The sequence below is a fragment of the Pseudomonas sp. CH235 genome (genome assembly GCF_004368175.1).
GTDB lineage: Bacteria > Pseudomonadota > Gammaproteobacteria > Pseudomonadales > Pseudomonadaceae > Aquipseudomonas > Aquipseudomonas paraglycinae.
Window position 1 is genome coordinate 70776 of sequence record NZ_RRZJ01000015.1, and the last position, 21728, is coordinate 92503.

At 63.2% G+C, this 21728-nt stretch carries 19 protein-coding genes and 1 pseudogene; 4 read left to right on the top strand and 16 right to left on the bottom strand.

Features of this window, described 5'->3' with window-relative positions; all coding sequences use genetic code 11:
- Positions 1-14 precede the first annotated feature (14 nt).
- The 6 genes from EIY71_RS17045 to EIY71_RS17070 form a co-directional block, all read right to left on the bottom strand.
- On the bottom strand, positions 15-701 hold the full coding sequence (locus EIY71_RS17045; RefSeq protein ID WP_166673433.1) for a CsgG/HfaB family protein: 687 nt from the start codon (positions 699-701) through the stop codon (positions 15-17).
- A gap of 217 nt (positions 702-918) precedes the next feature.
- Entirely contained in the window at positions 919-4017 is a 3099-nt protein-coding gene (locus EIY71_RS17050; RefSeq protein ID WP_218568797.1) for an error-prone DNA polymerase, read from the bottom strand.
- On the bottom strand, positions 3993-5408 hold the full coding sequence (locus tag EIY71_RS17055) for a DNA polymerase Y family protein (protein WP_134022404.1): 1416 nt from the start codon (positions 5406-5408) through the stop codon (positions 3993-3995). Before EIY71_RS17055 ends, EIY71_RS17050 begins: the two co-directional genes overlap by 25 nt.
- 7 nt (positions 5409-5415) lie before the next feature.
- Positions 5416-6033 carry a translesion DNA synthesis-associated protein ImuA gene (imuA, locus tag EIY71_RS17060; RefSeq protein ID WP_011334534.1) on the bottom strand — a complete coding sequence of 206 codons (618 nt, stop codon included), beginning with the start codon at positions 6031-6033 and terminating at the stop codon, positions 5416-5418.
- Positions 6033-6650, bottom strand: a complete 618-nt coding sequence (lexA, locus tag EIY71_RS17065; RefSeq protein ID WP_134022406.1) for a transcriptional repressor LexA — start codon at positions 6648-6650, stop codon at positions 6033-6035. Before lexA ends, imuA begins: the two co-directional genes overlap by 1 nt.
- A gap of 38 nt (positions 6651-6688) precedes the next feature.
- Positions 6689-7606, bottom strand: a complete 918-nt coding sequence (locus tag EIY71_RS17070; protein ID WP_134022408.1) for a LysR family transcriptional regulator — start codon at positions 7604-7606, stop codon at positions 6689-6691.
- Positions 7607-7709: 103 nt separating this feature from the next.
- On the opposite strand from EIY71_RS17070, the gene EIY71_RS17075 reads away from it, so the two are divergent.
- From EIY71_RS17075 to EIY71_RS17085, 3 genes are all read left to right on the top strand, one after another.
- Positions 7710-9464 (top strand): amidohydrolase, encoded by a 1755-nt coding sequence (locus EIY71_RS17075; RefSeq protein ID WP_134022410.1) that lies wholly within the window; start codon positions 7710-7712, stop codon positions 9462-9464.
- A 102-nt stretch (positions 9465-9566) separates the two neighbouring features.
- Complete coding sequence (locus EIY71_RS17080; RefSeq protein WP_134022412.1) at positions 9567-10304, top strand: TorF family putative porin; 738 nt, start codon at positions 9567-9569, stop codon at positions 10302-10304.
- A gap of 162 nt (positions 10305-10466) precedes the next feature.
- Complete coding sequence (locus EIY71_RS17085; RefSeq protein WP_134022414.1) at positions 10467-12125, top strand: phosphoethanolamine transferase; 1659 nt, start codon at positions 10467-10469, stop codon at positions 12123-12125.
- A gap of 7 nt (positions 12126-12132) precedes the next feature.
- Here the strand turns inward: EIY71_RS17085 and EIY71_RS17090 are convergent.
- From EIY71_RS17090 to EIY71_RS17105, 4 genes and pseudogenes are all read right to left on the bottom strand, one after another.
- Positions 12133-12402, bottom strand: a pseudogene (locus EIY71_RS17090) (DUF971 domain-containing protein); the annotation flags it as partial.
- The gene (locus EIY71_RS17095) at positions 12399-13361 is read right to left on the bottom strand and encodes a HEAT repeat domain-containing protein (protein WP_134022416.1); all 963 of its coding nucleotides are present in this window, start codon (positions 13359-13361) and stop codon (positions 12399-12401) included. The gene EIY71_RS17095 and the pseudogene EIY71_RS17090, both read right to left, overlap by 4 nt.
- The gene (locus EIY71_RS17100; protein WP_134022418.1) at positions 13358-14206 is read right to left on the bottom strand and encodes an ABC transporter ATP-binding protein; all 849 of its coding nucleotides are present in this window, start codon (positions 14204-14206) and stop codon (positions 13358-13360) included. Before EIY71_RS17100 ends, EIY71_RS17095 begins: the two co-directional genes overlap by 4 nt.
- The gene (locus EIY71_RS17105; protein WP_041475308.1) at positions 14206-14988 is read right to left on the bottom strand and encodes an ABC transporter permease; all 783 of its coding nucleotides are present in this window, start codon (positions 14986-14988) and stop codon (positions 14206-14208) included. The genes EIY71_RS17100 and EIY71_RS17105 overlap by 1 nt, the downstream gene beginning before the upstream one ends.
- Positions 14989-15006: 18 nt before the next feature.
- Here EIY71_RS17105 and EIY71_RS17110 point away from each other — a divergent pair, with 18 nt between their 5' ends.
- The gene (locus tag EIY71_RS17110) at positions 15007-15252 is read left to right on the top strand and encodes a hypothetical protein (protein WP_134022420.1); all 246 of its coding nucleotides are present in this window, start codon (positions 15007-15009) and stop codon (positions 15250-15252) included.
- A 7-nt stretch (positions 15253-15259) separates the two neighbouring features.
- On the opposite strand, the gene EIY71_RS17115 is transcribed toward EIY71_RS17110, so the two are convergent.
- The 6 genes from EIY71_RS17115 to EIY71_RS17140 form a co-directional block, all read right to left on the bottom strand.
- Positions 15260-16663, bottom strand: a complete 1404-nt coding sequence (locus EIY71_RS17115) for an ABC transporter substrate-binding protein (protein ID WP_102718865.1) — start codon at positions 16661-16663, stop codon at positions 15260-15262.
- Positions 16664-16773: 110 nt separating this feature from the next.
- Complete coding sequence (locus EIY71_RS17120; protein ID WP_007959413.1) at positions 16774-17019, bottom strand: ferredoxin family protein; 246 nt, start codon at positions 17017-17019, stop codon at positions 16774-16776.
- A 25-nt stretch (positions 17020-17044) separates the two neighbouring features.
- Positions 17045-18775 carry a fumarate reductase/succinate dehydrogenase flavoprotein subunit gene (locus tag EIY71_RS17125; RefSeq protein ID WP_102718864.1) on the bottom strand — a complete coding sequence of 577 codons (1731 nt, stop codon included), beginning with the start codon at positions 18773-18775 and terminating at the stop codon, positions 17045-17047.
- Positions 18776-18777: 2 nt separating this feature from the next.
- A complete protein-coding gene (locus EIY71_RS17130; protein WP_085603142.1) occupies positions 18778-19524 on the bottom strand; it encodes a GntR family transcriptional regulator in 747 nt (248 codons plus the stop codon).
- A gap of 95 nt (positions 19525-19619) precedes the next feature.
- Positions 19620-20588, bottom strand: a complete 969-nt coding sequence (locus EIY71_RS17135) for a Gfo/Idh/MocA family protein (RefSeq protein WP_134022422.1) — start codon at positions 20586-20588, stop codon at positions 19620-19622.
- 9 nt (positions 20589-20597) lie between these two features.
- Positions 20598-21485, bottom strand: coding sequence for a Dyp-type peroxidase (locus EIY71_RS17140; protein ID WP_134022424.1), 888 nt, complete (start codon positions 21483-21485; stop codon positions 20598-20600).
- Positions 21486-21728: the final 243 nt, after the last annotated feature.

Below are 21728 nucleotides of genomic sequence, written 5' to 3' on the forward strand. Positions count from 1 at the left end.
GCAATGGGCGTCTATCAGTTGCCCGGTTTCCAGGCACCGGCGTTCATGCCATCGACCAGACGATTGATCGCCTCGCGCATGGCCAGATCGAGGACTTTGCCGTTGAGGGTGGAGTCGTAGGCAGCGGTGCCGCCGAAGCCGATGATTTCGCGGTTGGACAAGGCGTACTCGCCGGCGCCCTGGGTCGAATACACCACTTCGGAGGTACTGATGTTGACGATGTTCAGGTTGACCTTAGCGTAGGCGACCTGGGTCTTGCCACGGCCAAGAATGCCGAACAGTTGATGATCGCCGGTCTCTTTGCGGCCGAACTCGGTGACGTCACCGGTGACCACGTAATCGGCGCCTTTCAGACGCTGGGCCTGGCCCTTGATCGCCGCTTCCTGCTGGATTTCGCCCATGTTGTCGCGATCGAGCACGGAGAAACGGTTGGTCTGCTGCAAGTGAGTGATCAGGATGGTCTTGGCCTGGCCGCCGAGACGGTCGACGCCATCGGAGAAGATCCCGCGCATGTAGCTCGAACGGTTGTCGAACTTGCCCACGGCCATCGGGATACGCACACCGGACCAGGCCCGGGAGGCGCTTTCCACCTTGGCCACCGGCAATGCGCGGGAGCTTTCGGTGGCGCAACCGGAAAGCGAGCCGGCCAGGGTGCCGAGAACGGCAATCGCAACGCCCGAGACCAACATCCGGGAGATCATTCTCACTGTGCATTCCTTCTGAAATTCGATGTGTCCCCGCACGGTGATGTTGTGGGGGATCGGGAAAGGGGCGGCATTATGCCAAAGTGCCATCAGTGAGGACAGGTTTTTTTGACGTCAGTGAATTGGCTTGCAAATCGGTTAGCAGCCGTCCTCTGCCGATCGTTCCCACGCGGACGGTTCGACGCCTCGACGTGGGAACGATCACTACGGCGTGTCAGTGGAAATCGCGGCTTTGCACCCGAATTCCGTTGAGCAGCGAGCTAAGGTCACTCAAGCGTCCGGCGATCAGATGCCGCACCTCGCCTTCACGCTCCCAGCGGCCATCGACCTTGAGCAATTGCGAGCCCACCAGCACCTGACGCTGACGCTCGGCCAGATCGCGCCAGACCACCACGTTGACGTTGCCGAACTCGTCTTCCAGGGTCACGAAGGTCACACCACTGGCGGTACCCGGTCGCTGGCGCCCGGTCACCAGACCCGCGACGCTGACCGGCCGGCCATGCTCGACGTCCAGCAACTCCCGGGAGCTACGGCAGCGCCGTGCCCGCAACTCGTCGCGCAATAACGTCAACGGGTGCGGCCCCAGCGTGGTGCCGAGGGTGGCGTAATCGGTGAACAGGTCTTCGCTGACGCTCGGTGTCGGCAGCAGCACATCCGGCTCTTCCTGACTCGGCAACCCGGCAAACAACCCAAGCTGTTTCTGCACCCCGGCCACTTCCCAGCGTGCCCGATGGCGGTGACCGGCCAGGCCACGCAGCGCGCCGGCGTCCGCCAGCAATGCCTGGGCACGACTGTCGAGCCCGGCCCGTTCGCCCAGATCGGCGACGTCGGCAAACGCGCCCCTCGCTCGAGCCTTTTCAATGCTCCGGGCATCCTCCTCGCGAAAGCCCTTGATCATCCGCAGGCCCATGCGGATGGCCGGTTGCTCGCCGGCAATCGGCTCCAGGCTGCAATCCCAGTCACTGGCGCGCACGTCCACCGGGCGGATCTGCAAATGATGCCGACGCGCATCCTGAAGAATCTGATCCGGGCTGTAGAAACCCATCGGCCAGCTGTTGATCAGCGCACAGGCGAACGCCGCCGGTTCGTGGCACTTGAGCCAGCAACTGGCATAGGTCAGCAAGGCAAAACTGGCGGCGTGGGATTCAGGGAAACCGTAGCTGCCGAAGCCCTTGATCTGCTCGAAAATCTGCGCGGCGAATTCCGGGCTGTAGCCGTTTTTCTTCATGCCCGCAGCCAGCCGTTCCTTGTGCGGCTCCAGCCCGCCGTGGCGTTTCCACGCGGCCATGGAACGGCGCAACTGGTCGGCCTCGCCGGGACTGTAATCGGCGGCGACAATCGCGATCTGCATCACCTGTTCCTGAAACAGCGGCACGCCGAGAGTGCGCTTGAGCACCACTTCCAGCTCCGGGGACGGATAGGTTTCCTCTTCTTCCTGGTTCCGGCGGCGCAGGTACGGATGGACCATCCCACCCTGGATCGGCCCCGGCCGGACGATGGCCACCTCGATCACCAGGTCGTAGAAGGTTTGCGGGCGCAGGCGCGGCAGCATCGACATCTGCGCCCGGGATTCGATCTGGAACACGCCGATGGTGTCGGCGCGGCTGATCATGTCGTAGGTCGGCCGATCCTCAGGCGGGATGGTCGCCAGGCTCAGGTCCTGATGGCGATGACGGCGCAGCAGGTCGAAACAGCGGCGGATCGCGCTGAGCATGCCAAGGGCGAGGATATCCACCTTGAGCAACCCGACGGCATCGAGATCGTCCTTGTCCCACTGGATGATGGTGCGGTCGGCCATGGCGGCGTTTTCCACCGGCACCAGCGTGTCCAGCGGTTGCTCGGATATCACGAAACCACCGGGGTGCTGCGACAGGTGCCGGGGGAAGCCGATCAGTTGCCCGGTCAGGCTCAACACCCGGTGCAGCAGCGGACTTTCGGGGTCGAAACCGCCTTCGCGCAGGCGCTCCACGGGCGGGGTTTCATCGCTCCAGTGACCGCAGCAGTCGGCCAGCGCATTGATCTGGTCCGGCGGCAGCCCCAGCGCCTTGGCCACATCGCGGATCGCGCCGGAAGCGTGGTAAGTGCTGACCACCGCCGTCAGCGCCGCACGACGGCGGCCATAACGATGGAACACGTATTGCAGGACTTCTTCGCGGCGTTCGTGCTCGAAATCCACGTCGATGTCCGGCGGCTCGTTGCGCTCCCTCGACATGAAACGCTCGAACAGCAGCGTGGTGCGATCCGGGTCGATTTCGGTGATGCCCAAGGCGAAACACACCGCCGAGTTGGCCGCCGAACCCCGGCCCTGGCAGAGGATCTTCTGCTCCCGGGCGAAGCGCACCACATCGTGCACGGTGAGGAAGTAGCTTTCGTAGCAGAGCTCGGCGATCAGCTCCAGCTCATCGTCGATCTGCTTGAGCACCTTGGGCTGTGCGCCTTGCGGCCAGCGCCAGGCGATGCCCTCTTCGGTCAGGTGGCGCAGCCAGGAACTGGCGCTGTGTTCCTCGGGCACCAGCTCTTTGGGGTATTGATAGCGCAACTCGCTCAGGTCGAAGGTGCAGCGGCGAGCCAGTTTCACCGACTCGTCCAGCAAGGCCTGCGGATACAACTCGCTCAACACATCAAGGCTGCGCACATGCCGCTCGCCGTTGGGGTGCAGGCGTAACCCGGCTTCGGCCACTGGAACGTGATGGCGGATCGCGGTCATGGTGTCCTGCAAGGCCCGCCGGCCTCGGGCATGCATGTGCACATCGCCGCTGGCCACGGCTGGAATCTGCAGTTCATCCGCCAGACTCAGCAGTGCGGCCAGCCGTTGCTGATCGTTCTGCCCGCGATGCAACTGCACCGCCAGCCACAGCCGTTCACCGAAGGTCTGCTTCAGCCAGCGGCCCTCTTCCACCTCATCGACCGCATCCGGCACCCACAGCACCAGCAATCCCGGCAACGGTTCGCTGAAATCCTCGCGCAGCACTTGATACTGGCCTTTTTGGGTACGCCGTCGGGCTTGGGTAATCAAACCGCACAGGGCCTGATAACCCTCGATGTTCTCCACCAGCAACACCAGTTTCGGGCCGTTCTCGATGCGAACTTCGCTGCCGATAATCAGCGGCAGCTCCACGGATTTGGCCGCTTGCCAGGCACGAACGATCCCGGCGAGGGTGCATTCATCGGTGATCGCCAGCGCCTGATAGCCGTGTTTTTTCGCCCGCTGAAACAGCTCCAGCGCACTGGACGCGCCGCGCTGGAAACTGAAATTCGACAGGCAGTGCAGTTCGGCGTAACCCTGATTCACGCGAACCAGCCCTGCAGCCACAACGGACCGCCCTCACCCACAGCCCGGTACGCCCAGCCTTGCTGGCCGGCGCGGTTCTGGATCAGGTAATAGTCGCGGCGCACGTCGTCACCGTCCCACCAGCCGGACTCGATACGCTCCGGGCCCATGAGGATGCGCGCCGAACTTTCGGGCACGGACTGCGGTTCGCCCAACAACCAGCCCGGACGCTGCACGCCCGGCAATGCAGGGCAGCGCTGTTTGTCGTCGGCGTTCTGCCATGCGCACTCCGGTCGATGATCGGCCTGAAAACGCAGGCCTTGCACCGCCTCATCCCCCAGTCGCGCGCGCAGGCGTTCGCGCAATTGCTCCCAAGGCAAGGTCTGCTGCGGGCGGTCGTCGAACAGCTCCTGAAACTGCGGCACGAAACTCGGCAAGTCTTCGGCGCGCAGACGAAAGCCGCGCACCGGGGCCTCGACCTGCACCTGCTCCAGTCGGCCACGGGCCAGTTCAAAGAGCATCGCCGGATCGCGCTCGGCGCTGAGCAGGCCGACCTTGATCAGCGTGTCCGGCAACCCCGCGTGTTCAAGGTGCAGATCGAAGCGCTGCACGCCGCTGTCGCGTCCGCACAAAAACGCCGCCAGATCGGACGTCAGGCGGCGCAAGGGAAACAGCAGCGCCTGATGGGACTGCACGTCGAAATTGAGTTCGATGCGCACGTCGAAACGATCCGGCGGCAGGTAGAACGCCAGCGCCAGCGGCCGTGCGCCGAACAGCGTGTCCAGGTGCTTGAGCATCGGCGCCTCGAAACGCCGGGCCAGGGCCTGACGCGGCAGGTTCTGCACCTGATGGAGGTTACGCAGGCCCATGCGCGACAGCGCCGTGGCCACGCTCGGTTCAAGGCCGATGCGGTCGACCGGCAATTGCCCGAGGTGGTGGCGCAGGGCTTCACCGTCGGGCACCACCAATCCGTCGTAGGCGTTGGCCAACACCCGCGCCGCCACCGGATTGGGCGCGGCGACGATGCGGTGACGAAAGCCCAGCTCTGTCAGCTCGGTACGCAACCGCGCCTCGAACTGCGCCCAGGAACCGAACAGCCCAAGGCTCGATTCGATCTCGAACACCACGGTGCGCGGGTAGTGCACGCTGACCTGGGCGCTGAAACGATAGGCCCAGGCGGCGAGAAACTGCTGCCAGTGCTCGACCTCGGCCGAATCGTAATCGACGGTGGCGAACCCTTTGCTCATGGCCTGCGCGGCGGTCATCGACTGCCCCGGACGCAAACCCAGTGCCCGCGCCGCCGGGTTGACCGCTTGCAGCACGCGCCGCTGGGCCGGGCCGCTGAGCAGCGCCAGCGGTTGCTCGGGATCGGGGCGCTGACGCAGCACGGCGTCGAGGGCCAATTGCGGGAACAGAATGCAAACCCAGCGCATGGCGACCTCAATGCCCCACGGTGAAGGCAATCGGTGCGCTGCGCGCCAGTCCGCCCCGGCACTTGAGCACGCGCAACTGCGCCGGGCGCGCATCGATGGCAATCCGCAACGCGGCCGGCGACGGGTTGACCGCCTCGCTCAAGGGTCGCCACGCGAACGCCAGGGTCTGGCCGGTTTCCGCCGCCACCTGCAAACGGCGCAAGGCGCGGTCATCTGCCTTGTGCGGCCAGCACAGCACCGCGCCGCAACTGCCCGAGCGCAGGCATTGCTCCGCCGCCCACAAGGCATCGCGTTCGCTGGCCTGAATCACCGACAACTGGCGCAGATCGACCCCGGCATTGGCCCAGGCCTGCGGGTATGGCACGAACGGCGGCGCCACCAGCACGATGCGCTCGCCCGCCGCCGACAGCCGCGCCAACGTCGGCCACACCAGTTGCAACTCACCGACACCGGGCCCGGCCAGCAGGATTTCGCTCAGCGCCGCTTCCGGCCAGCCGCCACTGGGCAAGGCGGCGTCCAGCGCGGCGTGCCCGGTGGGTTGCGGGCTGGCGGCGGGTGGCGCAGGCCGGCCCTTCCAGACCTGGCCGCCGTTGAACAGCGTATCCAGCGCAACGACGGCACCCATCAGCCTTGCCTCACCAGACCGCAGAACACCCCTTCGATGGCCAGGTCCTGATCGGCCCGCACCACAATCGGCTGATACGCCGGGTTGCGCGGCAACAGGCGAACCTCATCGCCGATCCGTTCGAAGCGTTTGATGGTGACCTCGCCGTCGAGTCGCGCCACCACGATCTGACCGTTAAGCGCTTCGGGGTTGCGCCGCACGCCGACCAGATCGCCGTCGAGAATCCCGTCCTCGATCATCGAATCGCCCTGCACTCGCAGCATGTAGTCGGGCGTGCGGGAGAACAGCGCGGGATCAAGAATCAGCCGATTGTGCAGGTCGGCATCGGCACCGATGGGCGCACCGGCGGCCACCCGGCCGAGTACCGGGACTTCGAGCAATTCCGGCCGCGCAGGTTGCCCGAGCAAACGAATGCCCCGGGCCTGATGTGGATTGACCTCGATGAACCCGGCTTCGGTGAGCGCCAGCACATGCTTGCGCGCCACGCTGCGGGAGGCAAAACCAAAAGCCTCGCTGATTTCAGCGAGGCTTGGAGGCTGACCGTGTTCGGCGATGCGTTCGCGGATAAAGGTCAGGATGGCGGTACGGCGGGGAGTCAGAGTCGTCATGGAGTACATTTGTACTCTTGTGGGAATTTCCTGACAAGCACCGCCAGTCAGCTCAAACCGCGCTCCGCCAGAAACCCCGCGATGTAGTCGATAAACGCCACAACCTTGGCCGTAGCCCGCCGATGGCTCGGGTACACCGCCAGAATGTGCGGGCCGAAGCTGTCCGGGTCGATCTCGTAATCAGCCATGACCCGCACCAGTCGCCCGGCGGCGATGTACGGCGCAGCGCTCCACAATGGCGTGTGCAGCAAGCCGCGCCCGGCCAGGGCGCTGGCCAGCAGCAAATCGTAATTGTCACTGCGCAACAGCGGCGCCGCCGGTTGCGCCAGGCTCAGGCGCTGGCCGTCGCGTTCGGCCCACCAGAATTCGCGGCTGAGCAACGGATGCCGATACAGCAGCCATTCATGCTGATCGAGGGTTTGCGGCGTCACCGGCAAGCCCTTGCGCGCCAGGTATTCGGGGCTGCCGCACAGCGCCAGGCGATTGCTGCCGACCACCCGGGCGATCAGCCCCGGCAAGTCGTCATGCCCCTCGCGCAACGCCAGGTCGTAGCCGCTTTCCAGCAGATTGACGAATTCGTCGCACAAATCCACTTGCAGGCTGATCTGCGGGTATTGCTGCAAAAAGCCGTCACACACCTGATCGAGAAACGCCCGGCCGTAAGCCAGCGGTGCGGTGATTTTCAGGCTGCCGCGCAGACCGTGCTGCAACTGCTCGATTTCTTCGCTGGCCTCGTCCAGCCGTTGCAGCACCTGGCGTGCGGTTTCCAGATAGAGCCGGCCGATTTCGGTCAGCAGAATCCGCCGCGTGCTGCGCTCGAACAGCCGCGCCCCAAGTTCAGATTCCAGATGATTGACCGCTTTGGTCAGGGCCGACGGGGTCTTGCCCAGTTGCTCGGCAGCGCGGCTGAAACTGCCGAGCTGCGCGGTGACCACGAACATTTTCAATGCACCCAACTTGTCCATGCTTTTTCCATTCAGGCAAAAACGTTTTTCGTGAGGGAGGCGTTCTGTCGGGCGTTGGCAGCCACTAATCTGGCCATCAGACGCAATAACAAGGAAATGTTCAATGAAAAGATTCATCCCGCATTTCACAAAAAATCTGCTGATCGCCGCTGTGAGTTTTGCCTCGATGGAAGCCATGGCCGCCACCGATCTGGTGCTGCTCAACGGCAAGATTTTCACCGCCGACCGCGCCCAACCGAAGGTTCAGGCGCTGGCCGTGGAGAACGGCAAGGTGCTGAAAGTCGGCACAGATGCGCAGATCAAGGCCTTGATCGAGCCCGGCACCCAGGTCATCGACCTGAAAGGCCAGGCGCTGATGCCCGGCCTGATCGACAGCCATTCCCACGCGATTTTCGGCGGACTGGAAATGGTCTCGGCGAACATGGAAGACGACGTGGTCGGTCTGGATGAACTGGAAAAACGCCTGCGCGGCTGGCGTGACGACGGCAAGGCCCGGCATGGCGATGTGTTGAGCGTGGCCGGCATGAGCTCGGCGTATTGGGCCACGGCTGAGGCATTGGGCAAAATCTTCAATAACGGCGAATGGGCCGACGTGCCAGTGGTGTTCACCGGCAGCGATCACCACACCGCATGGGCCAACAACGTCATGCTCAAGCGTGCGGGCATCGACGCCGCGCTGCTGAAAACCCTGCCGGACGCAGAAAAAGACACCATCGGCAAACTGCCCAACGGTGAACCGAACGGCTTTGTGGTCGACGCCGGCTGGGATCGGGTCGCCTCGAAAATGCCAGTGCCGAGCCCGGCCGACATGCTCAAGGCCGCGCAATCGGCGGTGCGCTTCAACAACAGCCTCGGCATCACCGCGTGGATGGACCCCGCCGCCAACGCCGCGCCGGGCGAGCCGGTGTTCGCCCTCAAGCCCACCGAGAAAACCGTCGGCGTGCTGCCGGCCTATAAAGCCCTGTCGGACAGCGGCGGCATGACCGCCCACGTTGCCGCGCTGCTGGTGGCCAACCCGAAAAGCGTCCCGGCCGACCTCGACACCCTCGACAAAGTGCGCCGGCAGTTTCAGGGCATCCCCAACCTGACGCTGCCGGGGATCAAGATCTTCGCTGACGGCGTGATCGAATACCCGGCCCAGAGCGCGGCGATGATCGATCCCTACAGCAACTCGCACAAACAGGGCGAACTGCTGATCGATCCGCAGCACTTCGGCGAACTGGTCAGCGCCATCGACCAGCGCGGCTGGCTGGTGCACATCCACGCCATCGGCGACCGCGCGGTGCGCGAATCCCTGAACGGCATCGCCCAGGCGCGCAAGGACCGGCAGAGCGGCGTAACGCACTCGATCACGCACCTGCAAATGGTCAACCCGAAGGAGTTCGCCCGCTTCAAGCCGTTGAACGTGATTGCCTCGATGCAACTGCTGTGGGCCAGCGCCGACGACTACACCACCGACATGATCAAGCCTTACGTCAGCGCCCTCGCTTTCCGCTATCAATACCCGGCGCATTCGCTGCTCAAGCAAGGCGCGACGATTGCCGGCGCCAGCGACTGGCCGGTGTCCTCGCCGAACCCGTGGAACGCCATGGCCCAGGCCATCACCCGCACCGGGCCGCTGGGCGTGCTCAACGCCGACGAACGCCTGGACCGCGAAACCATGTTCTACGCCTACACCGCCAACGCCGCGCGAACCATCGGCCTGGAAAAGCAGATCGGCTCGCTGAGCCCCGGCAAACAGGCCGATTTCATCGTGCTCGATCGCGACGTGTTCAGCGTCGACGACAAGGCCCTGCATGACACTCAGGTCCTGCAAACCTGGTTCGCCGGCCGTCAGGTCTACGCCCCTACCCTCTAATAACAATCGCCGTATCCGCTGCCCGACCCCGCGCCCGTCGCCGGGGTCCGGCGCAGCCTTGCCCGCTTCCTGCCCATAACAACCACAACAACGGGACTTCACATGAAAGCATTGCCCCTGTTCGCCCTCACTTCCTTGAGCCTGCTGCCCTTGAGCAGCCACGCGATCCCATTGAGCGATGATTTCGCGGTGCTGGTCGACCTGACCCTGGCCAGCGACTACCGCACCCGCGGCATCTCCCAGACCCAGAACGATCCGGCCGTACAGGCCGGTCTGACCCTGGCCCACAGCAACGGCTTGTATCTCGGCGCGTGGAGCTCGAACGTCGATTTCGGCGGCGGCCTGAAAACCCGTCAGGAAGTCGATTACTACGCCGGCTGGCTGTGGCAGGCGACCGAGGCTGTGAGTCTGGATCTGGGCTACATCAAATACGCGTATCCCAAGGAGAGCCAGTTCAACCAGAGCGAGGTGTATTCGATTCTCAGCGCCTACGGCGTGAAACTCGCGGCCTATTACTCCAGTGACGCGCCGGGTATCGACAGCAAACAGAGTTCGCTCTACAGCTACATCGGCTATGAAACCGAATTGCCGTTGGATTCCGGGCTGAAGCTGCGCTACGGCAACATGGACTTCAAGGACCCGCACATGTACTCGGGATCCGGCCACAGCGAAGAGTCCTACCGGGAGTGGGAAGTCAAACTGACCCACAACCTGGCCGGCGTGGTACTGGGCCTGAGCTACATCGACACCGATCTCTCGCAGAGCCAGTGCCTGAGCAGTTGGGGCTTCAAGGACGTGTGCACGGCGACGGTCGTCGCCAGCGTCAGCAAATCCTTCTGACCCACCGCAATTCCCCCGTGGGAGCCGGCCTGCTGGCGCCCACATTTTTTTGCAATTACCGTGATTTTGTTACCGGATGTTTACGGAATTTTTACCAATGTTCTTCTACAGTTACGCGCGTAACCGTACGGGTTTTCGACTGACGTAGAGGAAAGTATCGAAATGGCTTTGGGCAAAGGACTGCGTTTACCGTCCATCACTCCGACCCGCCTGGTGCTGCTGTTTTCGCTGGCACTGGTGGCGCTGTACAACCTGGCGACCTGGAAGGCGCTGGGAACGCTGATCACCCTGCAAGGCGCGCACAAACTGGCGTTCTTCGCGTCCTTCGGGCTGTTTCTCTGGGCGGCGATCACGCTGCTGCTGACGCTGGTGTCGTTTCGCTGCACGCTGAAACCGGCGCTCACGCTGGTGGCCCTGCTCTCCGCCTGCGCCGCGTATTTCATGAACGAATACGGAATCACCATCGACACGGTGATGATCCAGAACGTGTTCGAAACCAATCCCGGGGAAGCCACGGCGCTGTTCAGCGGCAAACTGCTGGCTTACGTGTTGTTGCTCGGTGTGTTGCCGGCCGTGCTGATCTGGCGCTGGCCGGTGGTTTATCGGCCGTTCTTTCGGGGCTTGCTGAACAAGGTGCTGGTGATCGCGGCCTGCGTGCTGGTGATCGGCGCTTCGGTGGGCGCGTTCTATTCGACCTACGCGCCGATCTTTCGCGAGGAAGACAAGCTCACCCACTTCATCAACCCGACCAACTACATCTACGCGATCAGCAAATACACCAAGCAGCGGCTGGGGATCAAAAAGCATTTCGTGGTGCAGGCCATCGGCGAAGACGCGGTAATGAGCGCCAAGGCAGCCGGTCGCGAGAAGAAATCGCTGATGGTGTTCGTGGTCGGCGAAACCGCCCGGGCCGACCATTTCTCGCTCAACGGCTATGAGCGTGAGACCAACCCCGAGCTGAGCAAACTCGACATTCTCAATTTCACCCAGGTGCATTCCTGCGGCACTTCGACGGCGGTGTCGGTGCCGTGCATGTTCTCGATGTTCCCCCGCGAGGACTACAGCGACAAGAAAGGCAAAACCTACGAAGGCCTGCTGGACATCCTGCAACGGGCCGGCGTGCAGGTGCTGTGGCTGGACAACAACAGCGACTGCAAGGGCACCTGCCTGCGCGTGCCGAACCGCGACATCGCGAAGAATCAGCCGGGACCGTTCTGCGACGGCAACAACTGCCTCGACGAGGCGCTGCTGGCCGACCTGCAAGGCTACATCGACAGCCTCAAGGGCAACGCGATCATCGTTCTGCACGCCGACGGCAGCCACGGCCCGGAATACTACGAGCGCTATCCGAAGGACATGGAGCGCTTCAAACCGATCTGCCACACCAATCAGTTGGGCAGTTGCAGCCGTGACGAACTGGTCAACGTCTACGACAACACGATCCTCTACACCGACCATTTCCTGGCCAAGGTGATCGAGCTGCTCAAGCGCAATCAGGACCACCTCGATACATCGATGCTGTACGTGTCCGACCATGGCGAATCCCTGGGCGAGAACGGCCTCTACCTGCACGCCGCGCCCTATGCGCTGGCGCCGGAAGCCCAGACCCATGTGCCGATGGTGATGTGGTTCGGCAACAACACCCTGGCGCAACTGGGCATCGACCGTGGCTGCCTGCAAGGCAAAAGCAGCCAGCCGGATCTGAGCCACGACAACCTGTTCCATTCGGTGCTGGGGTTGTTCGAAGTCAGGACGTCGCTGTATCAGCCGGGGCTGGATATTTTCCATGGCTGCCGGCCGGCGATGACGGCGGGACAGTGATCCCCTCCAGCTGCGCCAGATAGGCCCACGGGTAAATCCCGCGCTGATGGCCATCGCTGAACACCAGTTGCAGGCCGTAACCCTGAGCGTTCAATTCGATGACCCGCACACGCGGGTCAACCATGGGCGGCGAGCCCCGCAGGCGAAATGCCCGGCATTGCGAGCACGGGCACTGGCGGCGCAGTTCGGCATGGTCGAGCAACTGCTCGCGGCCATCCGGCCAGCTCAGCCGTAACCGGTGTTCACTTTGGGAATTGCCGACCGACAGCGGATTCATTGCAGCTGACTCAAGGCAATCCGCACGGCTTTGCGCACTTCCGGGTCGCCGTCGTCCTGCGCGGCCTGCAATGCCGCCACCGCCCCACGATCGTTCAATTCGCCGAGGGCCAGCGCGGCTTCCTTGCGCAGGTTGCTGATGCGATGACCGAGGGTGTCGATCAGGGCGTCGAGGGCAGCGACGTACTTGAGGCGCCCGAGGCTGCGGGTGGCGCGCAGGCGCACCTGCCAGTAGTCGTCGGCCAAGGCTTCGATCAGCGCCGGGCCCGCGTCTGTATGGCCGACCTTGCCAAGGGTGGTCGCGGCTTCTTCGCGCACTTGCCAGGCCTGGTCCTGCAAGGCCTGACGCAATGCGGGCAGTACTTCGGCGTCACTTGCCAGACCCAGGGCGCCGGTAGCGGCGCGGCGCACTTCGGTGTCCGGGTCATCACTCGCCAGGCGGGCCAGGGCTGGCAACGCGTCGAGTTGCTTGAGCCAGCCGAGCACACCGACGGCTTCGCGACGGACACTGGCGTCGGCATCGTTCAGCGCCTGAATGGCGGCCGGCGCAGCGCCGGGGAAACGCAATTCGCGCAAGGCCCGGAACGCGGCAATCCGCACGCCGGTTTCGGCATGGCTGGTCCACGGCAGAATCACCCTGCCCGCCGCTTCGGTCTTGAGCAGGCTCAGGCTCTGCGCCGCTGCGGCTTGCACCGCCGGCGACGGATCCGTCAGCGCCTGGCACAGCGCTTCAACCACCGGCTCGTCTTCCCAGGCTTCCAACAGACGCGCCGCTTCGGCACGCACTTCTTCGGCGGGGTCTTCGGCCAGGCGCTCGACCAGCCAGAGCAGACCGTCCGGCTCTTCGAGGTCGGCCAGATCGATCAGGGCAATCCGCCGTACACCGGCGTCATCAGCGGTGAGGCGTGGTTGCAGGGCGAGAATGTCGTCGTTATCGGTCACAGCAAAAAATGAAGTCACAGGGCAAATCTCGGCAAGGCGTTTTCGGGAGGCAGGCCGAGCGGGTTGAGGCGCGGCAGCGGTCGGTCGTTGTCGTGGCGCAGCAGGTCGAGGCAGTGGCGCTTGAGGCGCGAAAACTCGTGGCTGGTCACCAGTTCGGTGGTGCGTGGCCGGGGGAAATCCAGGCGCAGGTCTTCGATGATCCGCCCGGGCCGCGCGCTCATCACCAGCAAGCGATCGGCGAGGAACAGCGCTTCGTCGATGTCATGGGTGACGAACACCACGGTGGTGCGAATCCGCGTCCAGATATCCAGCAGCAGTTCCTGCATGTTCAGGCGGGTCAGCGCGTCCAGTGCGCCGAAGGGTTCGTCCATCAGCAACAGCCGAGGGCGATTGACCAGCACCCGGGCGATCTCCACCCGTTGCTGCATGCCGCCGGAAAGCTGATCGGGCCAGCGCTCGGCGAAACCTTCGAGGCCGACCAATTTGAGGATTTCATCGGCGGCGCGATGGCGCTCGACCTTGCCGATGCCGCGCATCTTCAGGCCGAAGGCAACGTTGTCGCGCACCGTGCGCCACGGGAACAGGGTGTGATGCTGAAACACCATGCCGCGCTGCGGTGACGGGCCGGACACTTCGGCGCCATCGACTTTCAACTGTCCGCCATGGGGTTGCAGATGCCCGGCCAGCGCACCGAGCAAGGTCGACTTGCCGCAACCGGACGGGCCGAGAATGCACACGAACTGGCCCGGCTCGATCTGGCAATCCAGCCCCTGCACCGCTTCGAACGCTTGCCGACCTTCGCCGAGGACGATGGACAACTGGCGGATATCGATCCGCCCTTCCGGGGTTTGCATCACGCTCATCAGGCTTTTCCTCGTGGTCGATGCCAGGGCGTGAACAGCCCGCCCAAGCGTTTGATCAGCAGGCTGCTGCCCATGCCCAACACGCCGATCAGCAACATGCCGACCACGATGTCGGCGTAGTTCTGGATGGTGTAGGACTCCCAGGTGTAGTAACCGATGCCGAACTGGCCGGAGATCATTTCGGCGGTCACCAGACAGAACCACGACGTGCCCATGCCGATCGCGAGGCCGGTGATGATGCTCGGCGCGGCGCCTGGCAGGATCACTTCCAGCAGGATCGCCCGACGCCCTGCCCCGAGGCTTTTGGCCGAGGCGATCAGACGCGGGTCGACGCCTTCGACGCCGTGCACGGTGTTGAGCAGGATCGGGAACAGCGCGCCGGTGAAGGTGATGAAGACCATCGACAGTTCGGAGGATGGGAACATCAGGATGGCCAGTGGAATCCATGCCACGGCGGGGATTGGGCGCAGCACTTCCAGCGGTGGCAGCAGCAGGTCTTCGGCCCACTTCGAACGGCCGATGGCCAGGCCCAGGGCGATGCCGATCACCAGCGCCGCGAGGTAACCGGCAAAGACCCGGCCGAGGCTCGCGCTCAGGTGCTGGATGAGCTTGCCGGAGTCACCGAGGCCGAGCGCGGCTTCGATCACGGCCAGCGGGGTCGGGACGTTGGCGAAGGTGACGAGGCCGAGGTTCCAGTGGTGGCTGGCGGCTAGTTGCCAGAAGAGCAGGCAGAACGCTATGGAGGTTGCTCTGGTGGTCCAGCGGGCTTTCGGGATTTTCATGGATCGGAATTCCGTGTGATGACTGAGATCGAACCCCCTCACCCCAGCCCTCCCGAAACGTCGGACCGCCCCCAAGGGGGCGAGGGGGAAAGGGGGCAGATCTTCAAGCCTTTCAAAACCTGTACCCGACTCGAGAACGAGCAGATGTTCATGATTTTCAAACCTGAGTTCGGCTCGATATCTCAGGTCGGCGTAACTCTTCAGAACAACACCGTCAGTCCCCTCTCCCTCCGGGAGAGGGTTAGGGTGAGGGGGAGCTTTTGATCTGCTGTTAACGTGCAGCCACGGCCTGGGTCGTGGCATCGGTGAAGTCAAACACCTTCCCGCCCTGCGCCGAAGCAAATTGCTGCGCCTGCCCCTTGAGCAAAAACGCGCTGAGCCGCCCCTTCGCATCACTGGCAAACCACGCCTGCTCCGCCAGCAACTTGATCCCGCTGTCACTCGCCTGGGCATACACCGCCCGGATGTTCTTGCCTTCCGACTTCAGGCCCGCCAGTGCGGTGAACGCCTCTTCAGCCGAGGCATACCGCCGAACCCTGTCCTCGCCGCGCACCCAGATTTCCGCGACATGACTGAAATCGCTGATAGCTTTTCCAGTCACCGCATCGACAGACTTCAATGGCGTCTGCGCGTAGCTGGCCAGTTGCGCCGTGTAATCCAGATTCGAAGCCTTGAACGCCGCACGAATGTACTGATCGTCAATAAAGGTATTCAGATCGAGCCCGCGATCCGCCTTCTTCAGCAACTTCAACGTGTCGATGGCGGTGCCCACGGCCTGGCGATATTCCGGCTTCCAGCTCAGGTCGCGGGTCTGTACGCCCAGCGGGCCGTGGAACAGGTAATTGACCTCAGCATCGACGCCAGTCACCTTGGCGATCAGTTCGCTGTATTTCTCGGGTTCGGCGGCCAGCAGTTGATTGGCCTCGATGCTCGCACGCAGGTAGGCGACGACGATTTCCGGGTACTTTTTCGCGTAGGCCTGATCGACCAGCGCACCGTGGAAGGTCGGCGCATTGGCCTGGGCGCCGTCGTAGATCTTGCGGGCGAAGCCACGGCTCGGGAACAGTTCGGCGAACGGCACGAAGTCGGCGTGGGCGTCGATCTTGCCGGCCTGCAACGCGGAGCCCGCAACCTCTGGCGGCTGGGCAATGATGTTCACGTCCTTGAGCGGATCCCAGCCCTGCTCCGCCACGGCGCGCAGCAACATGCCGTGGGCAGTGGACGCAAACGGTACGGAAATGGTCTTGCCCTTGAGCTCACTCAGCGACTGCACGCCGGACGCGCTCGGCACCACGATGCCGTTGCCGCTGCCCTTGATACTGCCCGACAACACGCTGATGAACAGGCTGTGTTTGCCGGCGGTTTCGAACGCCACGCCGTTGAACGCACCGGGAAAATCGGCCATGGCGCCGAAGTCGAGTTTGCCGGCGACCATCTCATTGGTCAGCGGTGCGCCGCTGGTGAAGTTCTTCCACTGCACGTCGTACTTGGCGTCTTTGTAGGCGCCGTCGTGAGGCAGGTATTTGTCGAGCAGGCCCAGCTCGCGAATCAACAGGCCGCCGGCGGCGCAGTTGATGGTGGTGTCCTGGGTGCCGATGGCAATGCGGATGGTTTCGGCCGAGGCCGACAGGGTGAACGAAGCCAGTACCAGACCGGCGATTGCTGCACGCAACATGGTTGAATCCCCTCGAATCATTTTTAGGATGTTCGTCTCCGCCGCGATCAGGGCGCGGTGGGAAACGAGGGGTGTGTTGAATCAGGCGTCCGGTGTTGCCGGATAGCGTTTTAGCGAAGCAGATACGGGATTTCGACTTTCACCGCACCGGTCGGGCAGTCCTTTTCGCACGGCATGCAGTACCAGCATTCATCGAAGGCCATGTAGGCCTTTTGCGTGGCCGGGTTGATCGCCAGCAGGTCCATCGGGCAGACGTCGACGCACACGGTGCAGCCCTTTTCGGCTATGCATTTGTCCTCGTCCACGGTGACGGGGGCGTTGGAGCGGAAGAAGATTTCCTGGGCTTGATAGGCCATGGTTCGGACTCTCTCTAGTGGTGCATCAAGCGGCGAAAGCGCCGACCCGAAGGCGGTCGTAAGCCTGCATTTCCTCGGCGTCGAGCGGGATGATGTAAGGCTCGACGGCTTTCTTGAAACTGGTCATGCGCCCGTCCTCGCCCTTCTTCAGGTGGCAGTGGCAGAACCATTCGCGGTCGTCCCGTTGCGGGTGATCGACGCGGTAGTGGTACAGGCCCCAGCGGCTTTCGGCGCGGAACAGCGAAGCGCGGGCGGCCATTTCGGCGCAGTCGCGAATCACGCTGGTTTCCATGGCGCGCATCAGTTCGTGGGCGTTGTTGGCCTTCATCTCGTCGAGATCGCGTTCGATGTCGCTGAAGCGTTGCAGGCCGATTTCCATCTTCTTGGTCACTTTCGGCGGTTGCAGGTAGTCGTTGACGAAGCGCCGCAGCTTGTACTCGACCTGCGCCGGCGGCAGACCATGCTCGCGATCCAGCGGTGCGTAGACCCGGGTCTTTTCCTTCTCGATCTGCTCGGCATCCAGCGCAGAGAACTCGCGCCCGGCGACAAACTCCGCCGCGTTGTTGCCCGCGAACCAGCCGTAAGTGAACGCGCCAAGCATGTAGTTGTGCGGCACGGCGGCCATGTCACCGGCCGAGTACAAACCTTTCACCGACGTTTCGGCCCGCTCGTTGACCCACACGCCGGACGCCGAGTGGCCGCTGCAAAAACCGATTTCCGAGATGTGCATCTCGACCATCTGCGTGCGGTAGTCGGTGCCGCGATTGGCGTGGAACTGGCCGCGGCTTGGACGTTCGTTGCTGTGGAGGATTTCCTCGATGTTCTGGATGGTTTCCTCGGCCAGGTGATCGAGTTTGAGGAACACCGGGCCGTTGCCGCTCTCCAGTTCCTGGTGGAACTCCCACATCATCTGCCCGCTCCAGTAGTCGCACTCGATGAAGCGTTCGCCCTTGTTGTTGGCGGTGTAGCCACCCAGCGGGCCGGTGACGTAGGCGCAGGCCGGCCCGTTGTAGTCCTTGATCAGCGGGTTGATCTGGAAGCACTCGAGGTTCGCCAGTTCGGCCCCGGCGTGATACGCCATGGCGTAACCGTCGCCGGCATTGGTCGGGTTTTCGTAGGTGCCCATCAGATAACCCGAGGACGGCAGACCGAGTCGTCCGGCAGCGCCGCAGGCAAGAATCACTGCCTTGGCTTTGATCACATGGAAGTCGGCGGTGCGGCAATCGAAGCCCATCACACCGTTGACGGCGCCCTCCTCGTCGGTCAGCAAACGGGTGCAGACCAGTCGATTGGTGATGCTCACCCGCGCCCGCTTCAACTGGCGATACAGGACTTTCTTGATGTCGTGCCCTTCGGGCATCGGCAGCACGTAGGCGCCCATGTGGTGGACTTTCTTCACCGCGTAATCGCCGGTCTCGTCCTTCTCGAACTTCACGCCCCAGCGGTCGAGCTGCTCGATGGTTTCAAAGCTGTGGGTGGCGTAGGCGTATACCGCCGCCTGATTGACGATGCCGTCGTTGGCGATGGTGATTTCCTTGGTGTACTGCTCGGGCGTCGAATGGCCGGGAATGATCGCGTTGTTCAGGCCGTCCATGCCCATGCTGATCGCGCCGCTGCGCTTGACGTTGGCCTTGTCGACCAGCAGCACGCGCAGTTCCTTGTTCTTTTCCTTGGCCTTGATCGCGGCCATCGGGCCGGCAGTGCCGCCGCCGATCACGACGATGTCGTATTCCTGTTCGAGAGTATTGCGGGTCATGTTCAGGCCCCTTTTTGCCGGTCGATCCGCAGGCGGTACTGGAACGCATCGCCACGGTAGTAAAGGTGTTCGAAGTCCAGCGGCTGGCCGTTGGCGTCATGGGTCAGCCGTTCGATGCGCATGATCGGCGAGCCGGCCTCGACGTTCAGCGCCTGGGTCAGGTCGCTGTCGGCCAGCACCGCGTCGATGGCCAGATCGGCGTGGCCGAGGGCGATACCGCAGTCGTTTTCGAGGATCAGGAAGATGTCGCGGGTGACCAGATCGGCCTTCTCCAGCCGCTCGCCGACGGCTTTAGGCAGGTAGGTGATTTCCAGCGAAATCGGCTCGCGGTTGATCAGCCGTACACGCTTTATCTGCGCGACGATTTCGCCTTCGGCGACCTGCAAACGCTCGGCGACCAGTTTGTCGGCGGCGATGAATTTGAAGCTGCGCAGGCGGTTGATCACCTCGTAGCCACGGCCGGTCATGGACTCGGCTAGGCCTTGCAGGGTGCTGACGTTTTGAAAGGTCTTGGGTTTGGCAACGAAGGTGCCTTTGCCGTGGATCTTGAAGATCAGCCCTTCTTTTTGCAGATCACCCAGGGCCTGGCGCACGGTGATGCGGCTGACCTTGAACAGCGTGCCAAGCTCGCTTTCGGACGGCATCTGGCTGTCTTGCGGGTATTCGCCGTCGAGAATCCGGGCGCGCAGCACGTCGCGCAGTTGGGTGTGCAGCGGTACGCTGCCAAGAGAGAGAACGTTATCGGTCATCACGGGATCACTTGTTATAACGAGTTATGACGTGATCTTAGAGACGTTATGACAAGCTTGAGAAATATTGTTTGGGCATAACCTTAGATGCGCCTTCAGTGGCGCTTGAGGATCTGATCCATGACCCAATCGGTCTTGAGGGCTTCGGCGGCGATTGCCGGGTGCTGCGACTCACCCCGAATCTGCGCGTTCATGCCCAGCACGTGGTGCCACTGGATGTGTTCGTGATGGGGGATTTCCAGGCTGATGTGTTCATCGGCATGCAGCTCGACCGGATGCTCGTCGAACACCGAAAACCCGATCCGCCCTTGGCTGCCGATGATCTCGACCCGATCCTCGCGCCGGTCCGCAACGAAACTCCAGCAGCCCATGCCCAACGCGCCCGAGGCGAATCGCCAACTGGCGCTGACCGCATCTTCCGCCGCATACAACCCGGCCTGGCGTGCGGTGAAGCCGGCGACTTCGACGATGTCGCCGAGCAGGTACTGGAACAGGTCAAAGCCATGGCTGGCCAGATCCGCGAAATACCCGCCACCCGCCACCGCCGGATCAGTGCGCCAGTTTGCGCTGCCGTCCAGATCCTTGGTCGATGGTGCCTTGGTCAGCGTCCAGCTCAGATGCCGCACCTCACCGATACGTCCCTGCTCCAGCCATTGCCGAACCTGCTGGAAACGCGGCAGTGAACGGCGGTAATAGGACACGAACAGGTGCAGGCCGGCGTCGGCAAATACCTGCTGCATCTCGCGGCTTTGCCCGGCATTGAGGGCCATGGGTTTTTCCACGCAGCAATGCTTGCCGGCGGCGGCGACCTTCAGGCTGTAGGCGTGGTGACTGTCGGGTGGCGTGGCGATGTACACCGCGTCCACCTCGGGGTCGTTGATCAAGGCATCGACGTCGGTGTAAGTCCGATCAATGCCGTGGCGCGCGGCGTAATCGGTCACGGCTTCGAGGCGGCGCCCCATCACTGCGACCAACGCCGAACCGGGCGCCTTGTAGAAGGCCGGTCCGCTCTTGCGTTCAGCGACGCTGCCGCAACCGATCATGCCCCAACGCACCACGTTCATTCTTGTGCCTCAGCCGATGCGCAGTGCGCGCAGATCGAGGTGGCCGTTTTGCAGCGGCGGGCACCAGTAGTAGCCGCCGGTAATCGGCCGGCTGATGCGGTACAGACCGTCGGTGATGCCGTCTTCCAGACCGCTCATGCGGCGCAGTTGTGCTTCGAAGGCATCGAGGGAGAAGCCGAACGCCAGGAACATCAGGCCGGCGCGGTCGCCTTCGATCCACGGCATCGAACGGCGCACCACGAACGCTTCCGGGGCGAAGCTTTCCTGGGCGGTGCGTTTGACGTGGGCGGACACCGGGGCGTCGTCGATCTCTTCGTTGTCGCTCAGGCGACGGCCCATGATGTTGTCCTTGTCCTCGGCGGACAGCGCATGGAAACCCTTGAGGTCGTGCTGCCATTGCTGGATCGCGGCGAAGCTACCGCCGACCAGTCCGTCAGCGCCTTCACTTTGCAGTGCGGCGGCGATGGCGGCTTCGTCATGCGGGTTTTCGGTGCCGTCTTCATAACCGGTGAGGTCATGACCGTCCTTGTGGCGGAAGGCTTCCTGCATCTGCACCAGACGCAGCGCCGGGGCCAGTGCGGCCTCAAGTGCAGTGCTGCGGTTGAGCAGATCACCACGGTCGATGCCGTGCAGCCAGACCCACAGGGCGTGCTGGGTCGACGGGTTTTCCACGCCAACGCCGGTCAGCGCCGGGAAGCTGCGCAGGCCGTCGATGTTCACATTCAGGGCCTTGGCCAGGGATTCACCGAAACCGACCACCGCCGACTTGCCGTCCACCAGGTTCAGCAGGTTGTCGATCGCCTGCGGCAGCGCTTCAACCGACTCGAGGGCGAAAAACAGGTGACGTGCTTGCGGCGGAACAGGGGTGGCGAGAATGCCCGGCTGGTAGTAACTCATGTCGACTCCTTGGAAAGAGCGCGGAGTTTAACTGTAGCCGGAGGGTTTGTGGGGGGTTGAAATGGGTTGGATAGCTTCAAAAGCCCCTCACCCTAGCCCTCTCCCGGAGGGAGAGGGAACTGATTGGGGAAAATTGAGGAGGTACGCCGACCTGAACGAACGATGGTGAATCCATAATCGACAAAGAATTTTCAGGTCGATGTATCGCGCAAGACAACTCGGTCGGCTCCCTCTCCCTCCGGG

What these genes read in the sequence shown, in the direction of transcription:
- EIY71_RS17080 (WP_134022412.1), top strand. Translation starts at nt 9,567, where the DNA reads ATGAAAGCATTGCCCCTGTTCGCCCTCACTTCCTTGAGCCTGCTGCCC.
- EIY71_RS17115 (WP_102718865.1), bottom strand. Translation starts at nt 16,663, where the DNA reads ATGTTGCGTGCAGCAATCGCCGGTCTGGTACTGGCTTCGTTCACCCTG.
- EIY71_RS17130 (WP_085603142.1), bottom strand. Translation starts at nt 19,524, where the DNA reads ATGACCGATAACGTTCTCTCTCTTGGCAGCGTACCGCTGCACACCCAA.
- EIY71_RS17135 (WP_134022422.1), bottom strand. Translation starts at nt 20,588, where the DNA reads ATGAACGTGGTGCGTTGGGGCATGATCGGTTGCGGCAGCGTCGCTGAA.
- EIY71_RS17110 (WP_134022420.1), top strand. Translation starts at nt 15,007, where the DNA reads ATGACTGAGATCGAACCCCCTCACCCCAGCCCTCCCGAAACGTCGGAC.
- EIY71_RS17045 (WP_166673433.1), bottom strand. Translation starts at nt 701, where the DNA reads ATGATCTCCCGGATGTTGGTCTCGGGCGTTGCGATTGCCGTTCTCGGC.
- EIY71_RS17125 (WP_102718864.1), bottom strand. Translation starts at nt 18,775, where the DNA reads ATGACCCGCAATACTCTCGAACAGGAATACGACATCGTCGTGATCGGC.
- EIY71_RS17140 (WP_134022424.1), bottom strand. Translation starts at nt 21,485, where the DNA reads ATGAGTTACTACCAGCCGGGCATTCTCGCCACCCCTGTTCCGCCGCAA.
- EIY71_RS17100 (WP_134022418.1), bottom strand. Translation starts at nt 14,206, where the DNA reads ATGAGCGTGATGCAAACCCCGGAAGGGCGGATCGATATCCGCCAGTTG.
- imuA (WP_011334534.1), bottom strand. Translation starts at nt 6,033, where the DNA reads ATGGGTGCCGTCGTTGCGCTGGATACGCTGTTCAACGGCGGCCAGGTC.
- EIY71_RS17105 (WP_041475308.1), bottom strand. Translation starts at nt 14,988, where the DNA reads ATGAAAATCCCGAAAGCCCGCTGGACCACCAGAGCAACCTCCATAGCG.
- EIY71_RS17120 (WP_007959413.1), bottom strand. Translation starts at nt 17,019, where the DNA reads ATGGCCTATCAAGCCCAGGAAATCTTCTTCCGCTCCAACGCCCCCGTC.
- EIY71_RS17085 (WP_134022414.1), top strand. Translation starts at nt 10,467, where the DNA reads ATGGCTTTGGGCAAAGGACTGCGTTTACCGTCCATCACTCCGACCCGC.
- EIY71_RS17075 (WP_134022410.1), top strand. Translation starts at nt 7,710, where the DNA reads ATGAAAAGATTCATCCCGCATTTCACAAAAAATCTGCTGATCGCCGCT.
- EIY71_RS17055 (WP_134022404.1), bottom strand. Translation starts at nt 5,408, where the DNA reads ATGCGCTGGGTTTGCATTCTGTTCCCGCAATTGGCCCTCGACGCCGTG.
- EIY71_RS17070 (WP_134022408.1), bottom strand. Translation starts at nt 7,606, where the DNA reads ATGGACAAGTTGGGTGCATTGAAAATGTTCGTGGTCACCGCGCAGCTC.
- lexA (WP_134022406.1), bottom strand. Translation starts at nt 6,650, where the DNA reads ATGTACTCCATGACGACTCTGACTCCCCGCCGTACCGCCATCCTGACC.